The sequence below is a fragment of the Flagellimonas lutaonensis genome, from assembly GCF_000963865.1.
Classification (GTDB): Bacteria; Bacteroidota; Bacteroidia; order Flavobacteriales; family Flavobacteriaceae; genus Flagellimonas_A; species Flagellimonas_A lutaonensis.
Genome location: NZ_CP011071.1, coordinates 872,501 through 894,284 on the forward strand (window position 1 = coordinate 872,501; position 21,784 = coordinate 894,284).

At 45.2% G+C, this 21,784-nt stretch carries 12 protein-coding genes, 2 tRNA genes and 1 rRNA gene (1 of these 15 only partly in view); 11 read left to right on the plus strand and 4 right to left on the minus strand.

Annotated elements, in window-relative coordinates; all coding sequences use genetic code 11:
• The 4 genes from VC82_RS04205 to VC82_RS04225 form a co-directional block, all read right to left on the minus strand.
• Positions 1 to 42: transfer RNA gene (locus VC82_RS04205), tRNA-Ala, on the minus strand (it extends 32 nt beyond the left edge of the window).
• Positions 43 to 343: 301 nt separating this feature from the next.
• A tRNA-Ile gene (locus tag VC82_RS04215) sits at positions 344 to 420 on the minus strand.
• Positions 421 to 509: 89 nt separating this feature from the next.
• Positions 510 to 2,035: ribosomal RNA gene (locus VC82_RS04220) — 16S ribosomal RNA — on the minus strand.
• Positions 2,036 to 2,349: 314 nt separating this feature from the next.
• Positions 2,350 to 4,347: a putative porin gene (locus VC82_RS04225; protein WP_084598157.1), complete on the minus strand. Its 1,998-nt coding sequence runs from the start codon at positions 4,345 to 4,347 to the stop codon at positions 2,350 to 2,352.
• A gap of 179 nt (positions 4,348 to 4,526) precedes the next feature.
• Here VC82_RS04225 and VC82_RS04230 point away from each other — a divergent pair, with 179 nt between their 5' ends.
• The 11 genes from VC82_RS04230 to VC82_RS04280 all read left to right on the plus strand — a co-directional run bounded on the left by VC82_RS04230 (position 4,527) and on the right by VC82_RS04280 (position 21,781).
• Positions 4,527 to 8,831 (plus strand): thrombospondin type 3 repeat-containing protein, encoded by a 4,305-nt coding sequence (locus tag VC82_RS04230; RefSeq protein WP_045801266.1) that lies wholly within the window; start codon positions 4,527 to 4,529, stop codon positions 8,829 to 8,831.
• Complete coding sequence (locus tag VC82_RS04235) at positions 8,828 to 9,574, plus strand: hypothetical protein (protein WP_045801267.1); 747 nt, start codon at positions 8,828 to 8,830, stop codon at positions 9,572 to 9,574. The genes VC82_RS04230 and VC82_RS04235 overlap by 4 nt, the downstream gene beginning before the upstream one ends.
• 5 nt (positions 9,575 to 9,579) lie before the next feature.
• On the plus strand, positions 9,580 to 10,182 hold the full coding sequence (locus VC82_RS04240) for a ribonuclease HII (RefSeq protein ID WP_045801268.1): 603 nt from the start codon (positions 9,580 to 9,582) through the stop codon (positions 10,180 to 10,182).
• A gap of 25 nt (positions 10,183 to 10,207) precedes the next feature.
• Entirely contained in the window at positions 10,208 to 12,673 is a 2,466-nt protein-coding gene (locus VC82_RS04245) for a ribonuclease HII (protein ID WP_245615975.1), read from the plus strand.
• A gap of 124 nt (positions 12,674 to 12,797) precedes the next feature.
• Positions 12,798 to 14,135, plus strand: coding sequence for an OmpA family protein (locus VC82_RS04250; protein WP_045801270.1), 1,338 nt, complete (start codon positions 12,798 to 12,800; stop codon positions 14,133 to 14,135).
• Between the two features lie 9 nt (positions 14,136 to 14,144).
• Positions 14,145 to 14,834, plus strand: coding sequence for a TapB family protein (locus VC82_RS04255; RefSeq protein ID WP_045801271.1), 690 nt, complete (start codon positions 14,145 to 14,147; stop codon positions 14,832 to 14,834).
• A 57-nt stretch (positions 14,835 to 14,891) separates the two neighbouring features.
• Positions 14,892 to 17,855 carry a tetratricopeptide repeat protein gene (locus tag VC82_RS15205; RefSeq protein WP_084598158.1) on the plus strand — a complete coding sequence of 988 codons (2,964 nt, stop codon included), beginning with the start codon at positions 14,892 to 14,894 and terminating at the stop codon, positions 17,853 to 17,855.
• Positions 17,856 to 18,165: 310 nt separating this feature from the next.
• Positions 18,166 to 18,699, plus strand: coding sequence for a hypothetical protein (locus tag VC82_RS04265; protein ID WP_045801272.1), 534 nt, complete (start codon positions 18,166 to 18,168; stop codon positions 18,697 to 18,699).
• Between the two features lie 11 nt (positions 18,700 to 18,710).
• Positions 18,711 to 20,045: an OmpA family protein gene (locus VC82_RS04270; RefSeq protein WP_052698904.1), complete on the plus strand. Its 1,335-nt coding sequence runs from the start codon at positions 18,711 to 18,713 to the stop codon at positions 20,043 to 20,045.
• 22 nt (positions 20,046 to 20,067) lie between these two features.
• Positions 20,068 to 21,255, plus strand: a complete 1,188-nt coding sequence (locus tag VC82_RS04275) for a C39 family peptidase (RefSeq protein WP_084598159.1) — start codon at positions 20,068 to 20,070, stop codon at positions 21,253 to 21,255.
• A gap of 94 nt (positions 21,256 to 21,349) precedes the next feature.
• Positions 21,350 to 21,781 carry a hypothetical protein gene (locus VC82_RS04280; RefSeq protein ID WP_052698905.1) on the plus strand — a complete coding sequence of 144 codons (432 nt, stop codon included), beginning with the start codon at positions 21,350 to 21,352 and terminating at the stop codon, positions 21,779 to 21,781.
• The last annotated feature ends 3 nt before the right edge of the window (positions 21,782 to 21,784 follow it).

The following is a 21,784-nucleotide window of genomic DNA, read 5'->3' on the forward strand; positions in this document are numbered from 1 at the left end:
TGCGTGCAAGGCAGGCGCTCTAGCCAGCTGAGCTAATTCCCCGTTTCCCAGTTGTCAGTTGTCAGTGAACAGTTGACAGTTCCTTAAAAAACGGCGCACCGTTACCGATGACCCAACCTCTAGAATTTCCCTATCCAATATTTCTTTAAGAACTTCAAAAACCATAGGCGGACCTTTGACTTTCCACCTTTAACCTTCAACTCGCAGCCGCGCCGCGCCGTAGTCCCTGACAGGCTCACCTCGACCGCGCTCGGCACAAACTTCTCGCCCTTCCTCGACCTGGTAGTCCCGGGCAGGCTCACTTCGGCTACGCTCAGCATGAACTTCTCGCCCTTCCTCGACCTGGTAGTCTCGGGCAGGCTCGAACTGCCGACCTCTACATTATCAGTGTAGCGCTCTAACCAGCTGAGCTACGAGACTGCTATATCAAAAAAAACATATGGGTGACAGCGCACAGGGAAAGAACCCCGTCGCGGGCAACGGCCCCCGAAAAGGGGACGTCTCTCTAGAAAGGAGGTGTTCCAGCCGCACCTTCCGGTACGGCTACCTTGTTACGACTTAGCCCTAGTTACCGGTCTTGCCCTAGGCCGCTCCTTGCGGCGACGGACTTCAGGCACTCCCGGCTTCCATGGCTTGACGGGCGGTGTGTACAAGGCCCGGGAACGTATTCACCGCGCCATGGCTGATGCGCGATTACTAGCGATTCCAGCTTCACGGGGCCGAGTTGCAGGCCCCGATCCGAACTGTGACCGGTTTTCAAGATCCGCGCCCCCTCACGGGGTGGCTTCCCTCTGTGCCGGCCATTGTAGCACGTGTGTGGCCCAGGACGTAAGGGCCGTGATGATTTGACGTCATCCCCACCTTCCTCGCGGTTTGCACCGGCAGTCCCGTTAGAGTCCCCATCTTTACATGCTGGCAACTAACGGCAGGGGTTGCGCTCGTTATAGGACTTAACCTGACACCTCACGGCACGAGCTGACGACAACCATGCAGCACCTTGCAATCGGTCCGAAGAAAAAGCTATCTCTAGCTTATGCAGACTGCATTTAAGCCCTGGTAAGGTTCCTCGCGTATCATCGAATTAAACCACATGCTCCACCGCTTGTGCGGGCCCCCGTCAATTCCTTTGAGTTTCATTCTTGCGAACGTACTCCCCAGGTGGGACACTTATCACTTTCGCTTGGCCACGGAGCCCTAAGGCCCCACAGCTAGTGTCCATCGTTTACGGCGTGGACTACCGGGGTATCTAATCCCGTTCGCTACCCACGCTTTCGTCCATCAGCGTCAGTACATGGTTGGCCACCTGCCTTCGCGATCGGTGTTCTATGTGATATCTATGCATTTCACCGCTACACCACATGTTCCGGCAACCCCACCATGACTCAAGACCTGCAGTATCAAGGGCAGTCCCACGGTTGAGCCGTGGCCTTTCACCCCTGACTTACAGGCCCGCCTACGGACCCTTTAAACCCAATGATTCCGGATAACGCTCGGACCCTCCGTATTACCGCGGCTGCTGGCACGGAGTTAGCCGGTCCTTATTCGTACGGTACCGTCAGCCACCTACACGTAGGTGGGTTTCTTCCCGTAAAAAAGCAGTTTACAACCCATAGGGCCGTCATCCTGCACGCGGCATGGCTGGATCAACCTTCCGGCCATTGTCCAATATTCCTCACTGCTGCCTCCCGTAGGAGTCTGGTCCGTGTCTCAGTACCAGTGTGGGGGATCCCCCTCTCAGGGCCCCTAACCATCGCTGCCTTGGTGGGCCGTTACCCCACCAACAAGCTAATGGTACGCATGGCCATCCCTGTCCGATAAATCTTTAATCCCGACACCATGCGGTGACGGGATGCCATGGGGCATTAATCCGGGTTTCCCCGGGCTATTCCCCTGACAGGGGCAGGTTCCATACGCGTTCCGCACCCGTGCGCCGGTCGTCAGCGGAAAAGCAAGCTTCTCCCTGTTACCCCTCGACTTGCATGTGTTAGGCCTGCCGCTAGCGTTCATCCTGAGCCAGGATCAAACTCTTCATCGTGGAAATCTTAAACTGATCCCCCAACAAAGGCCGCACCCGGCGATCAAAATGGTTCTCTCTCTGTTTACGCTGTCATTATTCCCAATATGTATATGAACTTCACAAAACAAAAGACCCGGCCCTCTCAAAAAAAAACGCCCGAAAAACGGACAACTGACCGGAAAAAAATGCCCTGCCATCAAGCAAAGCGGGTGCAAATATAATCACGTTATTTTAATCCCACAAATACTTGCGCAATAAAACAGCACAATTTTTTCACCTTTTTTATTAAGGATTTATTTTCCAAACGATTACAAAAATCCTTTGGGAAAAAATTAGGAAAAGAAGTTCCAGACCAACCCAAAACGGATAACGAAATCACGGTATGGATAATCAGGGGCGGCGTAATAATTATACTCACTGCCCCAAACAGTATTCAAGTGCTCTGCCTTTAGATAAATACGGGTCTGGCGCACCTTGGCGTTGATAAAGAAATCGAGCATGGGATAACCGCCAAATTCTTCGCGTTCCTGAACATAGAACTCACCCAATAGAGGATGGTACGCATCCATGGTATATGAAGTGAAATATTTAAACGTAACCCCGGTCTGAAGAAACATGGCCTTTTTGAACACGTCTTTCGAAAAATAAAGCGTATTTCTGGTTACCAACTGGGGCAGGTTCAGCACGTTCATATCTTGAGAGACCTCTTGATACATGACGGTATTCATCAACGCCCAGCGCCTCCATTTAAACTCTTTGGAATACCTAACCTTTAAATAATTAATCGTTTGATTGTTCTGGGCCGGTTTCACCAGTGCCCGTTCAAGGCCGTTCGCAATATCTTCTGCGTTGGCCTCTGACCTGAAATAAGTATAATTGTCAATCGCATCATAACTCGCTGTTAGCGACCCTAAAAATTTCGAGTCCCATCCAAAGGTGACTCCCTTTATTTCTTGCTTCTCGAAACTAGTTGTATTCTGCCAGTTGAAATTTCTATAATTGCTCTGATACAGCAGCAAATTGAAATTGGGCATTCTGGAGGAGGCGTGGATGGCTGCATAGACCCTATTGTTTTCATTTATCTGGTAGGCTGCTCGCCCATTGATCACATTGCCCGACAACTTGCCCGAGACATTCAACGAAAAATCTCCGCTCAACGAAAAACCACCCAACGTGTTCTTGTAGCTTCCACCAAAATTGAGCTCTTCACCATGTAAGCGATTATCAATGCGGCCTTCATCATCAATAAGTATACTTCTGAAAAAGTAGTCATAGTTAAAAAGGCGAACATTCGCCGATATGGTACCCAGCGTTTTGTTTGAAAAGGTGCCGGACACCTGGTTGAACATAGTCTTCAGCGAGGCCTTATCATCTATGGGCACAACAAAGGGCTCTGAACCGAAGACACCGCTCTGCCCGTCTTGCAAGAATTGGTAAAACTTGGTCTCGTAGCTGAACGTATGGCCGAACGAAAGAGAGCTTTTGGGGTTCAACGAATCTTTTTTGGCGCCTAGCAGTTTATATTGATGGTCTAGAAAATATCGCTTGCCCAGCACGCGGTTGTTGGCCAAGGTATTGTTGGCTCTTGAAAACTGCACATCAATTCGGGAGCGATCGGTAAACTCTTCTGCTCCCGATTCAAATTGCTCCCTATCTTCTATACCGCCATTTTCTTCGGTCTCCAAATTCTGTGCTGCAATGTGCCCCCTTGCCCAATATCTTCCATTTTTAGATCTGTAGTTGGCCGTTGCCACAAAATTACTCGATTGGGCTTGTTCGAACTGATATTTTCCAAGCGACCTAAAGCCCCTATGGAATACCGAAAGGTTAAACCGCTCCGATGTGTTCAAAGTCAGCAAGGCATCAAGAAGCTGGCCCTGCTCCAAAGTGGTCTTAAAGAAAAGCTCGGTCATGGGCGTTGGCACATGATAGTACTGCACATCTTCAGCCTCCATATAGTTGAAATGCTTGGCAGTTGCTCCAATTCTAGGGTATATGTACGCACTTCTTGCATTATGGCCCAGTTTGTTGTAGGGTTGCCCCAGGTTTGCAAAGGGCATCAACTCGAAATCATCACTTCTCAGAAAGTTGTACTTATACTCTTTTTGTATGGTAAGGGTGGTATCTACATAGGTAGTATCACTGTCATGCGAAATGATAAGGTAATCTTTTATGGTAATTGCCCTACCCTTTTTCTTCGCCTGCTTCTTTTTTTTGCCAAAAACCGTTGCCGAGTCTTTCCTTTTTTGAAGGGGTGGCAGAGAATCTACCTGCGAATAGAGCGATGGCAATCCGAAGAAAAACAAAAGAATGATGAATGGTCTTATCATGCGCCCAACTTGCAAGGCAAAGTTAGTTTTTTTTGTTGCTAAACAAATGTGAAAGTTTTGGCATCGACAAAAGATGCCGGACGAAATGGCTCCGCTGGCCGAAAAAATGTTAAAAACTGTTAAGCGTACTAAAAAAAATCCATATTTTGAGCCGTTGATAGCTAATGCGATTAATTGTTATGAAAAGAAAATTACCCCTCCTCTTCTTGGTGGCCGTGTCTTGTTCGTACGCCCAGTTCAATAAGAACGCTCCCTGGATGAAAGAACTGAAAAGAACCAACCCAAACACCTCTCTTTCAAAAGGCGCAACTGACAATAGCGGTGACACCTATACCTTCTATGAGATTACGGAGGTCTTTGACACGTATTGGAAAGCTAAAGACAAAAATGCCAAGGGCAGTGGTTACAAACCTTTTATGCGGTGGCGCAATTATTGGCAGCACTTCGTAAAGGCCGACGGTACTTTGCCCACTTCAAAAGAGCTTTGGCAAGCCTACAAAAACAAACAAACCGCAAAGGGCCCTGTGAACCCCACGAGCAACTGGACCCCTCTGGGACCAGTGGTCAGCAATGAGTTGGGGGGCTCACTGCCCGGTATTGGACGAATAAATGCCATCGCGGTAGATCCCAACAACGCCGACATTTGGTATGCCGGTGCCCCAGCAGGCGGCATTTGGAAATCTACGGACGCCGGTGATACGTGGACAAATATTTTTGACCAGTTTCCACAAATAGGGGTTTCCGGTATAGCCATTGACCCGAACGACTCAAACATCATCTACATTGCAACGGGCGATGATGACGCCTCAGACTCATACAGCGCGGGGGTCTTTAAATCTATCGATGGCGGGTTAACTTGGAACGAAACGGGCCTTAGTCCCGATACCCAAGATGAGTTTGACACTATGAACGAAATTGTAATCGACCCAACCGATTCAAACGTTGTTTGGGTAGGCACTACCGATGGTCTTCAAAAATCAGAAGATGCGGGGGCTACTTGGGAAGTGAAGTTGACCGGCAATATCACCGATTTTAAATTGAAACCGGGAGACCCAAATACTATCTACGCGGTTGATTCCAATTCTTATTTTAGGTCTACCGATGGAGGCAACACCTTCGAAGAAATAACAAGTGTTTTGCCCACCAATGGGGGGCGAATGGTTTTGGGAGTTTCACCCGACGACCCTGCCGTGGTGTATGTGTTGGTAGCTGACGTTACGGCAAGAAGCTCAGCTTTCTTGGGACTGTTCAAATCTACCGATAGTGGGGCTACCTTTACCCAAACGGGAAATACAGAAGACATTTTTGAATCGAACCAAGCTTGGTTCGATTTGGCAATAGAGGTCTCACCCACAAATGCAGATGAAGTATACACTGGATGCCTAAATATTTGGAAAAGTACAGACGGGGGCGATTCGTTCTCCAAAGTAAACAATTGGAGCACAAACAACAGTGCCTATACCCATGCCGACATTCACACTTTGAAGTTTTTTGATGGCAAGCTTTTCTGTGGCAGCGATGGGGGCCTCTTCGTATCGGAAGATGGCGGCGGCAGCTTTACCGATAAGTCCGATGGTTTGGCCGTTACCCAATTTTACCGTATTGGTATCGCCAAGAACGATGCCAGCAAAATTGTTGGGGGCACACAAGACAACTCAGGGTTTGTCTACAACAATAACGAATGGAATGTGTATACCGGAGGGGATGGCATGGACTACGAAATAGACCCATCTAATAGTAATATTGCTTACGGATTCCTTCAATTTGGCAACCCCTTGTACATAACTACCGACCTTGGCCAGACGGTTGGCACAATCGCTTCCCCTGACACTGGGTCTGGCCCGATTTCCGGCAATTGGATCACCCCCTTGGCCGTTGATGGCGAGGGCACCGTTTATGCAGCGTACACCGCTGTTTTCAGATTAACGGGAAGTGAATGGGAAAGGGTATCAGATTTTTTCAATGGCAACAATATTGATGACCTTGAAATTGACCCCAATGACCCCAACATCATGTACGCCGCAGAAAATGACGTGCTGTACCGCAGTGGTGACCGTGGTGAAAACTTTGTGGCCATTGACACCTTGGGTACACAGATTTCAGATATAGCCATTAACAACAACAATAGTAACATCGTCTATGTGACCACCTCGGCCAGAGTTGGCCGATCACAAAGTCAACAGCCCCAAAATAGAGCGGTTTACCGTATTACAGTAGATGGCAACACATTGGTCTCTACCGAGAATATTACGTTTGACCTACCAACAGACCAAGCCTATTTTGCCATTGTACATCAGCCAAGAAATGACAACAATCCCATTTTTGTGGGCACAAGTCTTGGCGTTTATCGGCTTGATGATTCCTTGACAGAATGGGAACAATACTCTACCAATCTGCCCAATACGGCCATCAGCGATCTTGAAATCAGCCCAGACGATGAGATGTTGGTGGCGAGCACCTACGGCCGAGGGGCATGGCAAACACCTATACCAGTGCAGCTGCCGGCAGATGATATAAAACTGGTTTCTATAGAGGCCGTTTCGGGCACAGTAACCTGCGCTGAAATAACCCCACAGATTACGGTGGAAAACAAAGGTTTAAATGCCATTTCACAGGTCGATGTCACCTACAGGCTAAACGAGGGAGGTAATCAAACATTCACATTCAATGGCACCATTGATAGTGGAGCTACCGAGACCTTTAGTTTGCCCACCCTCACACCGGCAGTGGGTCAAAGTTCTATTCTAACTGTAACTGTCTCTATTGCCAATGATGCCTTTGATGACAACAACACAAAAAAAACCACATTGTTCATTGCCAATTCGTTTGCAAATGGTGACCAAGTGTTCGACTTTGAGACTGAAGCCACTTCTCTCTTTACGTATGACCTGGTGGGTGGCTCACCCGCCGTTTCTGGAGGTGTTTGGGAAAGAGGGGTGCCCACTGGCACACTATTGAATACCGCTAGTTCCGGCACCCAAGTACTGGGCACTAACCTTGATGGCAACCACCCAGACCAAACAGTAGGTGTAATCTACAGTGGATGCTACGACCTTTCTACCATATTGGCCCCCAAACTGAGTTTTCAAATGGCATTCGACCTAGAACAAGACTGGGACATCGTGTATGTGGTCTACTCTACCGATAATTTTGAGACCTCCGAGGTGCTTGGGGAGTTGGGAAGCCAACCAAATTGGTACAATAGCAACCGAACCAGAGAGTCATCGGGCAATACGGACTGTTTCAATTGTCCAGGCGCTCAATGGACCGGCACCAATGCAACCATGACCAAATACACCTATGATTTCTTGGCAAATGCGGCAAGGGGCGAAACCGATCTCACCGGCGAGACCAACATCCAATTCGCCATTGTTTTTGTTGCCGACCAATCAGTAAACCAAGAAGGAGTCATCATCGACGATTTTGTGGTTGAGGGCTTTCAAGACGACGACGACGATGACAATGACGGGGTGTTGGATGTTGATGACAACTGCCCCTTGGTGGCCAATGCAGATCAGGCCGATGCCGATAACGATGGCATTGGTGATGTTTGTGATGAAGACGATGACAACGATGGGGTGTTGGATGCGTTGGATAATTGTCCATTTGTTGCCAATGCAGACCAAGCTGATGGCGATGGAGACGGCATTGGTGATGTTTGCGACGATGACCTGGACAACGATGGGGTTCCAAACGCCAACGACCTTTGCCCAGACACACCTGATGGCGCCGTGGTCGATGTCGATGGCTGCGAAACGTTCTCGTTGCCGAGTGACTTCTTTACAGTTTTGGTCACGGCCGAATCATGTATTTCGAACAACAACGGTAGTGTAACCCTAACCGCTTCGGAAGAGGGCAGCTATTCTGCCGAACTTTATGATAGCGAGGGGCTTGTTGAAATGATTCCGTTTAACATTGCGCATACCTTTGAAAACCTCGCGGCTGGCGACTATCAAGTTTGCGCTGTTTTGGACAATCCGCAAGGATACCATCGCTGCTTTGACATTTCGGTTTCAGAACCAGAAGCGCTTAATGTAGGTTCCAAGGTCAGTTCGCTAAAGAATGAAGTGACCCTAAATCTATCGGGAGGCAAAGAGTACTTTATCGAGCTCAACAATGAACTGTTCTCCACCTCACAAAGTGAGATTACCTTGCCGCTGAAGAAGGTCGAAAATGTATTGACCGTGAGAACCGACAAAGATTGCCAAGGCACCTATGAAGAGACCATAATTTTAAGCTCGAAAGTGTTTATTTATCCCAATCCGGTTCAAAACGGAACCCTTAATGTCTATCTGGGATCAAACGAATTCAACAACGTGGAGACAGCGCTGTACAACCTCAATGGAAAAAGTGTTTTCAAAAAGAAGATGCAGCCCGACAGTGGCTACATAAACATGAATGTGTCAGGTTTGGCAAAAGGTGTTTATTTATTGAACATCAAAACGGAAAGGTCGTTGTTGAACTTTAAAATTTTAAAGAAATGAGACTAAATAGATTTTCAGTATTGACCCTTTTTTATCTTTTATTTTTAGCAGCCTGCAGCAGTGGCGGCTCTGGCGACGACGCGCCCCCTATTTCGGGCGGCGATGACGACCCGCCTCCGATTCCTGCACCATCATCGGCATCATTGGTATTTCCTGAAGATGATACGGAATGCAATACGGGCGTTATTGACCCGAACGACGATACAAAGAGCACCGTAACTTTTGAGTGGAATGCCGCCCAGAACACTGATAGTTATTCGGTTACCGTAACCAATTTAAATAGCGGCTCTTCGTTCTTCGCCAATTCGACCACTACCGAGACAGATATCAAAATTGACCGTGGCGTACCCTACGAGTGGTTTGTTATTTCCAGGGCACAGGGAACCACCGAGACAGCCACCAGCGCTACCTTCCGGTTTTACAATGAGGGGGCGGGCATTGAAAACTATGCTCCCTTTCCGGCCGAAGCGGTAAATCCTGAAAGGGGTGCCAATATTGACGCCGCAAGTTCGGTAACCTTGGAGTGGAGTGCCAGTGATGTGGACGATGATATTGCCGAGTATGAAATCTTCCTCAACGGAGGTATTGAGCAAGATCCCACCACCTCATTGGGCACAACGGCAGAAACCAATTTGCCCGATGTGCCAGTGACTTCAGGAACCACTTATTATTGGAAGGTAAAGACAACCGATAGCAAGGGCAACTCTTCCACTTCTGAGGTTTTTGAGTTTAAGGTCAATTAACAGAGTTGGGTGGATTAAAGCGTTTTTATCGATTTTTGGAAGAAGCCGGCACCGACGAGGCCGGCCGTGGTTGCTTGGCAGGGCCGGTAACCGCCGCGGCCATTGTATTGCCTCCCGACTTTAAAAATTCTTTCCTTACAGATTCAAAACAGTTGACCGAACACAAACGTGAGTTGTTGCGCCCAATTTTGGAAGAACAGGCCCCGTCTTTTGGGGTAAGCCACGTTTTTCCTGATGAGATTGACGAAATCAACATCTTGAACGCCTCCATCAGGGCCATGCACCGGGCATTGGACCAATTGGATTGCCCCGTCAAGTTTATTATCGTGGATGGCAACCGGTTCAAGCCCTATGGCAATATCCCGTTCGAATGTATCATAAAGGGCGATGGAAAATACCTGAGTATCGCCGGTGCCTCTGTTTTGGCGAAAACCTATCGGGACGCCTACATGCGACAATTGCATGAAGAGTACCCCATGTACAATTGGGCCCAAAACAAAGGCTACCCTACAAAAGAACATCGTGAGGCCATTAAAAAATATGGGTTGACAAAATATCACCGAAAAAGTTTCAAACAGCTACCCACCCAATTGAAACTTGATGTCTAAACCGCTACATTTGTGCTAAACTTTTATGATGAGGCTGAGAGCACTTCTTATCACCATTTTAATCGTAGTAGGATCATGTTCTCCAGAAAAAAAAGCGTCTGATCCATTACTCGGGCATCTACCGCCAAATGCAGCGTTGCTGATTAAAATCAACGACTTTACAGGATTTAAAAGCCAGCTGAAAAACCAAACTTTCCTATCGGCAATCAAATCCACGGGGCTGTACAACGCCATCTCGAATACCTGCGGCGGTCTCGACTACCTCAACATTGGCCCTGAAGCCTTGCTATCTTTTTATGAAGTGGGCAAAGAGCGTTTCGAATTTATTTTGGCTACAAACCAGGGAGCCATCAATTTCAATCTAGATGATATTGGCGATAAAACCATAGAAACCCTGCAATATGAAGGGGCCACAATTAAGCATTACGCTGTAGGCGATAGCAATTTCTTTATGCTGGAACAAGATGGTAAAACCATTGTAAGTTCCTCACAACTTTTAATTGAGAACATCGTCAGGTTAAAGGGCAAAAGCCAGTTGCCCAAGCAGTTGGTAAAGCTTTACACGAATGCCGACAAGAACAAAACAGCCAATTTCTTTTTCAATCTTTCCGAAGTAGCCCCTTTGATCGTTTCGCAGCTCAAGAACAAAGATGTTGAGAACGTACAACGTTTTGCCGATCACGCCTATCTTGACCTGGAGGCCAGCCAAGATTTCTTGGGGCTCAGGGGAGTCACCATGGCCAGCGATAGCCTGCCAAATTGGGTGAATTTGTTTCAGGGCACCACGCCACTGTCAAACCGGACAGCGGCCATTGCACCATTGACTGCAAATGCCATTCTTTCTTTTACCTTCAATGATTATGCCCGGTTTGCCACGAACCAGAATGACTATTTGGACAGAACACATTCGCTCGACACCCTGTTCAATGCTGTTGAAGAGATAGGGGTAGTCTTCATGCCCTCAAAAAAAGCCGTGGTGCTCAATACCTTTGGTACAGAAAACCTTTCTGGCTTTATCAATTCGAACAAGGTAGGAACCGCTGATTACCAAGGAAGGGAAATCATACAGCTTGGCAGTACAAATTGGCTCTCCGAGGCCTTCAATCCCTTGGTCAACAATTTCGAGGCCCAATTTTGCACGGTCATTGAAAACGCCTTCGTTTTCGGACAAGATATTGAAACCATCCAAACCCTTATCAGCAATTATGCCAGTGGCGCGTCTTTTGACAAGAGCACTACGTACAAAACTGCCCTTCAATACCTTGCAAACGAATCGAGTATGCTTTTTGTTTCTACCGGTACGGGCATTGAGGAATTTCTAACCGAAGAATTTGAGGCTGCCTTGGCCAAGGATTTAAAAAATGCCAAACTTGACGAATATAGTTTTGCCGCACAGTTGGTTGCTGATGACGATTTCTTCCATACGAATTTCTTTATCGCAAAAATTGAAAAGGCCAAAACCGCCAATAGTGTATCACCGCTCTTTACCCTTCAGTTAGATACTGATTTGGCCACCGACCCACAGTTCGTAAAAAACCATCGCACCAACAAGCAAGAAATAGTGGTACAAGACCAAGACAACTTCCTTTATCTTATATCGACCGATGGAAAGGTATTGTGGAAAAAACAGCTTGAAGGAAGGGTGCAAGGCCGCATTCACCAGGTAGATCTATACAGGAACGGAAAGCTGCAATTGGCCTTTACCACCAATAACCAGTTTTTGATTTTGGATAGAAACGGTGAAATAGTGGAGCCATTCAACAAAACCTACGAGGGTGGTAATTTGAACGGTCTGGCTGTTTTTGATTATGATGGGCGAAAAGACTATCGCTTTGTGGTGACGCAAGGCACCAAGGTGTATATGTACAATCGAAAGGGTGATATTGTAAACGGGTTCAAGTATACCGAAACCGAGAGTCCTGTAATTGCTCCGCCAAAGCACTTTAGAATTGGCAAAAAAGACTATCTCGTATTCCAGTTGGAAAACGGACAATTGAAGATCCGGCACCGCGCCGGTCAAGACAGAATCAAGGTGTCGCAAAAAATCGACTTTTCAAACAACAAGGTATTTCTATACAAGAATAAGTTTTCGGTAACCGACAAAAAGGGTATCCTGTACCAAGTGGCAAGCAACGGCAAGCTGACCACTACCAACTTTAACTTGAGCGCAGATCACGGCATGTTCGCCACAAGCAAGACATTGGCATTGATGAACGACAACGAATTGAGCATCAAGGGAAAAAAAGTAGCGCTCGAGCTTGGGGTCTACACCGCCCCCAAGATTTTCTATATCTATGACAAAATATACGTCAGCATTACCGACCTTCAGAGCCAGAAAATCTATCTTTTTGATAGTCAGGCAAGGCCAATGGCAAATTTCCCGGTGTTTGGCAGCTCGCCTATTGATTTGGCCGATATCGACAACGACCGGAAGCTCGAATTGGTTGCAAAAAATCAAGAAAATTCGCTTATCGTCTACAATCTGAATTAAGTGCGCTTCACACATCTTTTTAGTCCAACCATACAAGTCTAGGTGTGTTAATACAGCTGTTTGCTTATTTTTCGAAAGATACTTTTTCGTAACTTAAGAAACTCATATCCAAACACTAAAGAAGATGAAATCACTATTTAAGGGCAGTCTTGGGCTGGGGCTGCTCATGCTATTCGTTTTTCCTGCCAATGGCAACGCCCAATTTTTGAAAAAACTTGGCAAACGTGCCGAGAAGGCCGCGGAACGCACCATTGAACGCAGGGTTGAAAAAGAGACCTCTGAAAAGACCGACCAAGCTCTTGACAGCATATTGGAGCCGGGCAAAAAGGGGAAGCAAGCTCCACCGAACACACCCACCCCGCCCAATCAGACAGGTGGGCAACAGGGCAATATGGGAAACAACCCCAGTAACCAAGGTGGCCCTGGCGGAGCAAATACAAGTGGCCCAAAAACAATCCAGGTCTATAGCAAATTTGACTTTGTGCCCGGCGATAAACAAATATTCTTTGATGATTTCGGAAATGACTTTATAGGTGATTTCCCCTCGAAGTGGAATACCAATGCAGGGGGTGAAGTAGTTACCTTGGGTGATTCTCCCCAAAAATGGTTGGAGTTGAAATCGGGTTACAATATTTATTACATACCAGACGTACCCGAACTACCGGAAGAATATACTATAGAATTCGATGTCACGGGCCTAGGTCTTGAAAGAGCTTCTTCAACAGCACACGTAAGGGTGGATTTAAGTGATGACGGCAACTTTAAGGAAGGTGCAAACTTCGTACAGGCCCATATTCCTTTGTGCCAATACACCCCTGTAGGTATTACCATCGAAAATAGAATAAACAATAAAAGACTTGTTAGAAGTACGGTTAAAGCCGATATACGCAATGAAATCCTTGACAAAGCACACATATCGATTGCAGTCAACAAACAACGGTTCAGGCTTTGGGTGAACGAAACTAAATATATTGATGTGCCCAGATTAGTTCCAACCGGTACTGTTTTGCACACATTAAAATTTCATGCCAATAATTTTAGAGATGGAAAAGAAAAAGTCTTTATAACCAATCTGAAAGTAGCCGAAGGTGGGGTTGATCTGCGTCGCAAATTGATTTCTGAAGGTAAGGTGTCGACCAATGCCATCTTATTCGATTCAGGCTCTGCCAACCTACAGCCCCAATCGATGGGGGTCATTCGCCAAATTTCACAGGTACTGCAACAAGAAAGTGGTATGAATCTAAAGATTGTGGGGCACACCGATGCCGATGGCTCCGATGAAAACAATTTGGCCCTTTCCCAAAAACGGGCCGAGGCTGTCAAAAATGCCCTGGTCTCAGTTTATGGTATTTCGGCCGATAGGCTCACAACCGAAGGTAAAGGCGAAAGCGAACCCATTGCCGATAATAACAGCCCCGACGGAAAGGCACAGAACAGAAGAGTTGAATTTATAAAACAATAATTTATACCAATGAAAAAACTGATTACTTCCATTCTGCTTTCACTTCTTATTTCGCCACTTGTAATTGGGCAATCTGTATGTAGTCAATACTACCCAATGGTAGAAGGGGCAACCATGCAATACACCAGTTTTAACAAAAAAGGCAAAGAAGATGGCACATTTACCTACACCGTAAAGGATGTAGAGGGAAATGACAGTGTTGTCTCGGCGACCATGACCATGCAAATGACCGATAAGAAAGGGAATACCTATGATTCGGAATACGGAATTAAATGCGAAGGTGACGTCGTCAAAATCGATTTTAAATCACTGATGAACGAGCAGATGATGAGCCAATTCGGTGATGTAGAGGTCGATATGTCTGGCACTGATATCGTACTGCCCAACAATCTTTCGGTAGGGCAAGAGTTGCCCGATGCCAACATAGAAATGAAGATGAAAATGGGCGGCATGAATATGAACATGAATGTGGAGACCGTAAATAGAAAAGTAGAAAAAGAGGAAACGATAACTACCCCGGCTGGAACGTTTCCATGCGTGGTTATCTATAGTGAAACAAAATCAAAAATGATGATGGCCAACCAAACATTTCCATCCCGAACATGGTTCTCCAAAGGTGTAGGAATGGTAAAACAAGAAACATATAACAAAAAAGGGAAGCTGATAAGTAGAAGTGAGTTGACCGCTTTATCAAATTGAGATAACACTATAGTACCTTAAGGTTTTACGCCTGTCGTACACTTTTTATCAGACGATATGAGGCAGTGCTTAATAGTTGTTTTACTATCTTTCTTGCCCTTTTCAATCTTAGGGCAAGACACTTACAATATAGACTCCTTACAATCCGTATATTCTCAAACGGACAATGATACCGTAAAAATAAAAGTGCTCGAACGTCTTTTTGACAATTATCTTTATAAAGAGCCAGATTCGTCACGAAAATATTATTTACAAATGCTTTCACTATCCCGAGAAAAAAACTTTGATTGGGGTATGTACAAAGGCTTTTTGTACAAATCAACTTTTTATTGGGCCCAATCAAATTTAGATAGTGTCATAGCTTCGATGAACAATGCCCTAAAATTTGCCGAGAAACTAGAAGATGACGGCAAGATCAGCACATGCTATGTAAGATTGGCCATGGCCCAATCAAATTTGGGAAATTACGATGAAGCAAAAAGACTGACCTATAAAGCCCTTGAAATTGCAAAACGCAGTAATGATTGGGAAGGCCTTTACTACTCTTATTATCGATTGGGCAACACCTATTACTACAAAAATGACTTTGACAATGCGCTAGCGAATTACCTAAAAGTCGATTCCATTTTTCAACACCATGAGCGAAAAGAACCAGCCTTGGCCGCCTCGTTGGCTAACATCGGGCAAATCTACATGGAGCTTGAAAATTTCGATAAGGCAAAAACTTACTTTTTAAAGAGTAAAGAATCATATAGGCTTATGGACAGGACTGAAGGAGTGATGTACATAGGCTACAATATGGCCAAACTAGACTTCAACAAAGGCCATTTTCAAAAAAGCATTGATTCATTGATTCCAATATTGGATTATTATTCAAACGCGGGCAATTTAACCGAAGTTAGTGAAATTTCAGGATTGATCGGGGCCTCATATCTCAAGCTTCAAGATTATCGTAACGCCAGAAAATACTACGAAAATTCTCTTGAAACGGCAGAAAGATCAAACAATAAAATTCTTATTGCCAGCGGTTTAATAGGTTTGGCCAAGGTTGAAAAAAATCAAGGCAATCCAGACAAAGCCATTACACACTTAAAAAAGGCTTTAAAAATATATGATGGCATGAACATCACATATAACAAATCGCAAATCTTCAAAGATTTAGCGACTTCATATTCAGAAATAAAAGATTATAAGAGCGCCTATGAGTACCTTCAAGCGTTTCAATCCTTAGAAGATAGTATCATAAAAGTTGAAAATGTAAAAAATATCCATGAGCTTGAAACAAAATATCAAACTGAGAAAAAAGAACAAGAAATTGCACTGTTGAATTCTGAAAAAGAGCTTATTGAGCAACAAAAAAACAATCAACAAAAATTGTTATTGATTGGTATTGGCATTGTTACTTTGGTCGGAATTTTTCTGTTTATTCTTTTTAAAAACCGCCAAAAAACCGCCAAAAAGCTAGAAGAGCTTGACCAATTGAAATCAAGGTTCTTTGCCAATATTTCCCATGAGTTCAGAACACCGTTGACCTTGATTTCAGGACCTATCGAACAAAAACTCCAATCTGGCAAATTGTCAATGGCCGACCGTAAGGATTTTGAAATGATCCAGCGTAATTCCCAACGGCTGCTTAGCCTGGTAGATCAGTTGTTGGACCTTTCAAAACTGGAGACGGGCAAATACCAACTGAGGGTGGCAAAGGGCAATCTGGGCAACCTGATCCATGCCTTGGGCGAATCGTTTCAATTCACCGCAAAACAGCAAGACATCGCTTATAAAATCGATGTCGAAGGCCTTCAAGAGGCTTGGTTCGATAAAGATGTGGTCGAAAAAATTATGGCCAACCTGCTATCCAACGCCATGAAGTATACCGATAAAGGAGGAAGTGTTTCGTTGAAAGCCAAGAGAGAAAATGATAAGGCCGTTATTTTGGTCGAGAACACGGCCAGCTCGATAAATCCAGAAACCCTTGAAAAACTGTTCGACCGCTTTTACCAGGCCAACGCCCATGCCGAAGGAGTGGGCATCGGGCTCTCACTGGTCAAAGAATTGGTGGGTGTTAACCATGGTTCAATCAAAGTTGATCAAACATCAGAGGGCACTCTACAATTTGAGATTGTGCTTCCCATCGCCAAATCGGCTTTCAAAAAAGATGAGTTTGCAGAACAATCTTTTGACGAAGCGTATGTTGCACCCTCCATTCCTACTGCGTTTTCAATACCCATCGAAGCATCGAATGATATCAACGAAGACGACGACAGGGACATACTTCTCTTGGTCGAAGACAATGCCGAGGTACGGCAACTGTTGAGAAACACCTTTACGGGTGCATACCGGATCTTGGAGGCCGCCGATGGCCAAGAAGGCATCGAAAAAGCCCTGGAACATGTGCCCGACCTAATCATCTCCGATATCATGATGCCCAAAGTAAATGGTCTTAGACTGTGTGAAACCCTAAAGACCGATGAGCGCACCAGTCACATCCCCATCATTTTGCTGACGGCAAAAGCGGGCGAAGAAGACCAGTACAAGGGGCTTTCGACCGGCGCCGATGCCTATATCACCAAGCCCTTCAAGACCAGAATGCTCGAGACCCGTGTCAAAAACCTAATAACATCGCGCAAGGCCCTTCGAAATCGTTACAGCCAAGAAGTGATCTTAAAACCCAAAGACATTGCCATCACCAACCTCGATGAGCGTTTTTTGGAGCGGGTTCAAAAAGTACTCCACCAAAAGCTCACTGAGTCGACGTTCAGTATTCAAGAATTTAGCGAGGCCGTGGGCATGAGCCGTATGCAACTGCACCGAAAACTGAAAGCGTTGACAGGTCATTCGGCATCAGAATTTGTGCGCTCGCAACGATTAAAACTTGCGGCGACCCTGTTGCAAAATAGCGATGCCAATGTTTCGGAGATTGGATTTCAGGTAGGTTTCAACGACCCTTCTTACTTCACAAAATGCTTTAGGGAGGCTTATGGTGTCTCCCCAACGGAATACAGCAAAAAGAATGCCTCCTAAACCCTTGTAAACAAACGTTTCAAAGCGATGTTACATATTTTATAGGCTTTGATACATACGTTATATCCAATAACTGGTATTGCCTTTAGCTTTACTTCTGCAATGATGGGCAACTGTCTGTCAAAACCAACTTTTCTATATAAAGCCAATTCCCCAAAATGGATAAAAAAAGATATGAAGGGGTAATTAAAAATGTTTCCGGTTTTGAGATTTATCTAAACATTAACCATTTACAAAAAGGGAATTATGTACTCAAAATCTTGAACAAAAACAAAATAATCAAAAAAACAACCTTTAAAAAACAGTGAACATGAAAACACTTAAAGTTATCGGAATCGCAATTTTATTGTTAGGCTTTGGTATGGGTACCGTCAGATCACAGATTACACAACCCAAGGTAAAACCCAAGGTGAACCTCCCTGTAAAATTGCCTACGGCGTTCGATAAGATCATGTATGACCTTGATCATGGCACCTGCTACGAGATTGCCGTGGTTTCATTACAGTTGAACGCACGAAATCAACAGCGCACCTCTTTTGGCAAGGAAGCCCGATATGGGCTGGGAAGTCTGTTTAAGAGCGGTAACGAATTGAAATCTGTCTTACCGCTTGAAATAGGCATCAAACAGACTCCTCACCAAAGAACTGTACAAACGACGGTAAGGCTGAAAAAAAACGGTAAGACAGTTACACTGGATATACGAAACAGCCAATATTATCATCTAATTTATGATGTAAAAATTATTAAAAAGAAGAACGGATACTGGTTGATGGCCGAAAAAGATCATAACAACGAGACCGTTTCATTCATCTTCGCCATTTACAAAACTGATTGTTTAATCTAAAATTGACAATCATGAAAGATTCAACTATATATACCATTTTACTCGCTGCCTTTTTTGCATCGATTCATCCTGGACATGGCCAATTTTTGAAAAAATTGAAAGAAAGGGCCGAACGGGCTGCCGAGGAGACCATACACAGAAAAGTAGAGGAAAAGACCGCCGAGGAAACCGAAAAAGTCATGGACACCATTCTCGAAGCGCCCGGCAAGAAAGTCCGAAAGAGAAAGAAAAGAAATAATAACAGTTCATCGGAAGATGTTGAAAACGAAGAATATTATGAAGAAGAGGCTTACCCAGAAGATGGAAATTTTGGGCAAACGACCAACAAAGGCGATATTGAGGTCTACAGCAAGTTCGACTTTGTGCCCGGCGATAAACAACTGTTCTTTGATGATTTCGGAAATGACTTTATAGGTGATTTCCCCTCAAAATGGAACACCAACGCCGGGGGCGAAGTGGTTACCCTGGGAGAATCGCCCCAGAAATGGCTCGAACTGAAATCCGGTTTCCACCTCTATTATGTCCCCGATGTGCCGCCCCTGCCCCAAGACCATACCATTGAGTTCGATGTCGCAGCGGTGGGCCTTGACGGGCAAACCTCATCAACGGCACAATTGAGGGTGACCCTGAGCGATGACCCTAAGTTTGGCCAAGGCCACAATTTCGTCTTCGTCGAGATCCCCTTCTGTCAATATGCACCAATAGGCATCACGGTCGAGAACAGGATCAATGACAAAAGGGAAATCCGTAGTACCGTACAGGCCGATATAAGGGATGAGGTCTTGAACAACCCGCACATATCCATCGCTGTGAACAACAACCGATTCAGGTTGTGGGTCAACGAGGTGAAGTACATCGACGTTCCCAGATTGGTGCCCTCAGGGGCCATTTTGAAGACCTTGAAGTTCAGTGCCAACGGCTTTAAGGATGGCAAGGAAAAAGTACTCATAACCAACCTGAAGGTGGCCGAGGGAGGGGTAGACCTAAGAAGAAAGCTCATCTCCGAAGGTAAAATCTCCACCAATGCCATCTTATTCGATTCAGGCTCTGCCAACCTACAGCCCCAATCGATGGGGGTCATTCGCCAAATCTCGCAGGTACTGCAACAAGAAAGCGGCATGAACCTAAAAATTGTGGGGCACACCGATGCCGATGGCTCCGATGAAAACAACTTGGCCCTGTCCCAAAAAAGGGCAGAGGCCGTGAAAAACACCCTGGTCTCTGTCTATGGCATCGATGCCAACCGACTGCGGGCCGAGGGCAAGGGCGAGACCGAGCCTGTGGCCGACAATACTACCACTGATGGCAAGGCCCAGAACCGCCGCGTGGAGTTTATAAAAATATAATAACCGATAAAATTAAGAAATCATGAGAACAACAATTAAAATGGTAGTTCTGGCATTTTTGATCAATTCAATAAATGTAAGTGCCAACTCTACCAATGAAACCACTTTTTCAGGAGATGGCATATTGATCAAGGCCATCCATGTGACCAAATTTCCGAATGGTCGAAACGGAAAAAATTTTGACAAAAACAACGGTCCCGATCTATATGCCCAATTATTTGTGGATTGGAAAAAGGGAGGAAAATCAAATGTAATTAAGGATTGTAAAAGAGGGCGAATTCCCATTTTATCAGGCGGGAAAATGCCTTTTCGCATAGAACAGAACAAGCTCTATCATTTACAGATACTTGACCATGACAGCGACAAAGGGGTAGGAAGCAATCGTGACGAAGAGGTGTCAGGCAAAATTCAGATTACCTGGCGTGGCCTTATTTCTAGGTTTGGCAAAAAAGACACTTACTTGATTGAAGATCCACGCTATAATGATGTGGCTTTCTTATTGATGGTTGAGCATGTCAGTGGCTCAACTGCTGCTGGTGAAAGGGCTTATATCAAATATGTAAAACCCATCGACCAAGAATACGTGCCGCCAAAAAACAAAGTGCTCGAAGGGTGTGGCCCAGTAGCTGCAGCAATGGTCATGGGCTACTGGCAAACCGAACATGGATATAAAATCATGAACCCTTCTGATAGATTTAATGGGACTGCCCACCCTACCCAAACTATTCTTGATTTTCGTGATAAGGCAGATACCAAAGCTTGGGGCGACCAAGAGCAAAGTGCTACGAGAAAAATGAAAATGAAAGATGCCCTTGAACATTTTGTAAAAGAAGCTAATAAATCAGTTTACAACAAACCAAAGTTGAAAGTGGATATGATGTGGAGCATTAGACGATGGAGCGAAAAAAGGCAACGTCTCAAAAAAGAACTAAGGGAGGGCAGCCCTGTAATTCTTTTAGTCAAAGAAATGCCGCCTTGCCTTAAGGGAAAGTGGGTAGATGCCACCAAAGTAGTAGCCGACCACTATATCGTTGCCGTTGGTTTTGACGATGCCAAAAAGGAATATTATGTATTGCCCGGATGGGAAGAAAAACCGAAATCAACCAGTAGTGGACCAGAAGTACATGAAAGAGAGAATCGTGCACATTGCAAATGTTCCTACAGTGAAATTGCTAAATCTGACCCTAGTTTAATCTGGATCAAAAGATAGAAACCAAAATAAAACTATATATCATGAAAACAAATATTTTACAATCAATTACAGAAATTAGACGACTGTTGTTGCTTTCACGGCAACAAGCTCAATGGCACAGATAAACTGCAACTTCGTACAGAGTTACGGCAACGCAAGCAAATCAAAGATTCTAGAGCAAATAAATGGATTAGTTGCAGGAGCCCAATATGATGTCGGTGCCACCAATTTGAAAAAACTGGAAATCAAAGAGGCGAAAAATATCACATTCAACGGATGCAAAGTAACCCTGGAACTTAGGGTCAAATTAAAGAGACTGGAACTTAGGGTCAAATTAAAGAGAAAGGTAAGACGTGATGCAACCGGAACCATAATAGTTACCGGAAATGTTCATAAGGCACAGCTTTATGGCGCAAAGTATATTCTCGTTAAAAATGCCAAAGTTGACAAGGTCAGATTAAGCAAGACTTTGCGGATAGGGGAAAGATTCTATAAATGGGCAGCCAATCGGGCTTTCCCAAACAATCAAAAATTTTACCTATAAAAT

Bases quoted from the DNA above. Each gene is read 5' to 3' on its own strand.
- VC82_RS04225 (WP_084598157.1), bottom strand. From the start codon at position 4,347: ATGATAAGACCATTCATCATTCTTTTGTTTTTCTTCGGATTGCCATCG.
- VC82_RS04230 (WP_045801266.1), top strand. From the start codon at position 4,527: ATGAAAAGAAAATTACCCCTCCTCTTCTTGGTGGCCGTGTCTTGTTCG.
- VC82_RS04235 (WP_045801267.1), top strand. From the start codon at position 8,828: ATGAGACTAAATAGATTTTCAGTATTGACCCTTTTTTATCTTTTATTT.
- VC82_RS04245 (WP_245615975.1), top strand. From the start codon at position 10,208: ATGATGAGGCTGAGAGCACTTCTTATCACCATTTTAATCGTAGTAGGA.
- VC82_RS04250 (WP_045801270.1), top strand. From the start codon at position 12,798: ATGAAATCACTATTTAAGGGCAGTCTTGGGCTGGGGCTGCTCATGCTA.
- VC82_RS04255 (WP_045801271.1), top strand. From the start codon at position 14,145: ATGAAAAAACTGATTACTTCCATTCTGCTTTCACTTCTTATTTCGCCA.
- VC82_RS15205 (WP_084598158.1), top strand. From the start codon at position 14,892: ATGAGGCAGTGCTTAATAGTTGTTTTACTATCTTTCTTGCCCTTTTCA.
- VC82_RS04265 (WP_045801272.1), top strand. From the start codon at position 18,166: ATGAAAACACTTAAAGTTATCGGAATCGCAATTTTATTGTTAGGCTTT.
- VC82_RS04270 (WP_052698904.1), top strand. From the start codon at position 18,711: ATGAAAGATTCAACTATATATACCATTTTACTCGCTGCCTTTTTTGCA.
- VC82_RS04275 (WP_084598159.1), top strand. From the start codon at position 20,068: ATGAGAACAACAATTAAAATGGTAGTTCTGGCATTTTTGATCAATTCA.
- VC82_RS04280 (WP_052698905.1), top strand. From the start codon at position 21,350: ATGGCACAGATAAACTGCAACTTCGTACAGAGTTACGGCAACGCAAGC.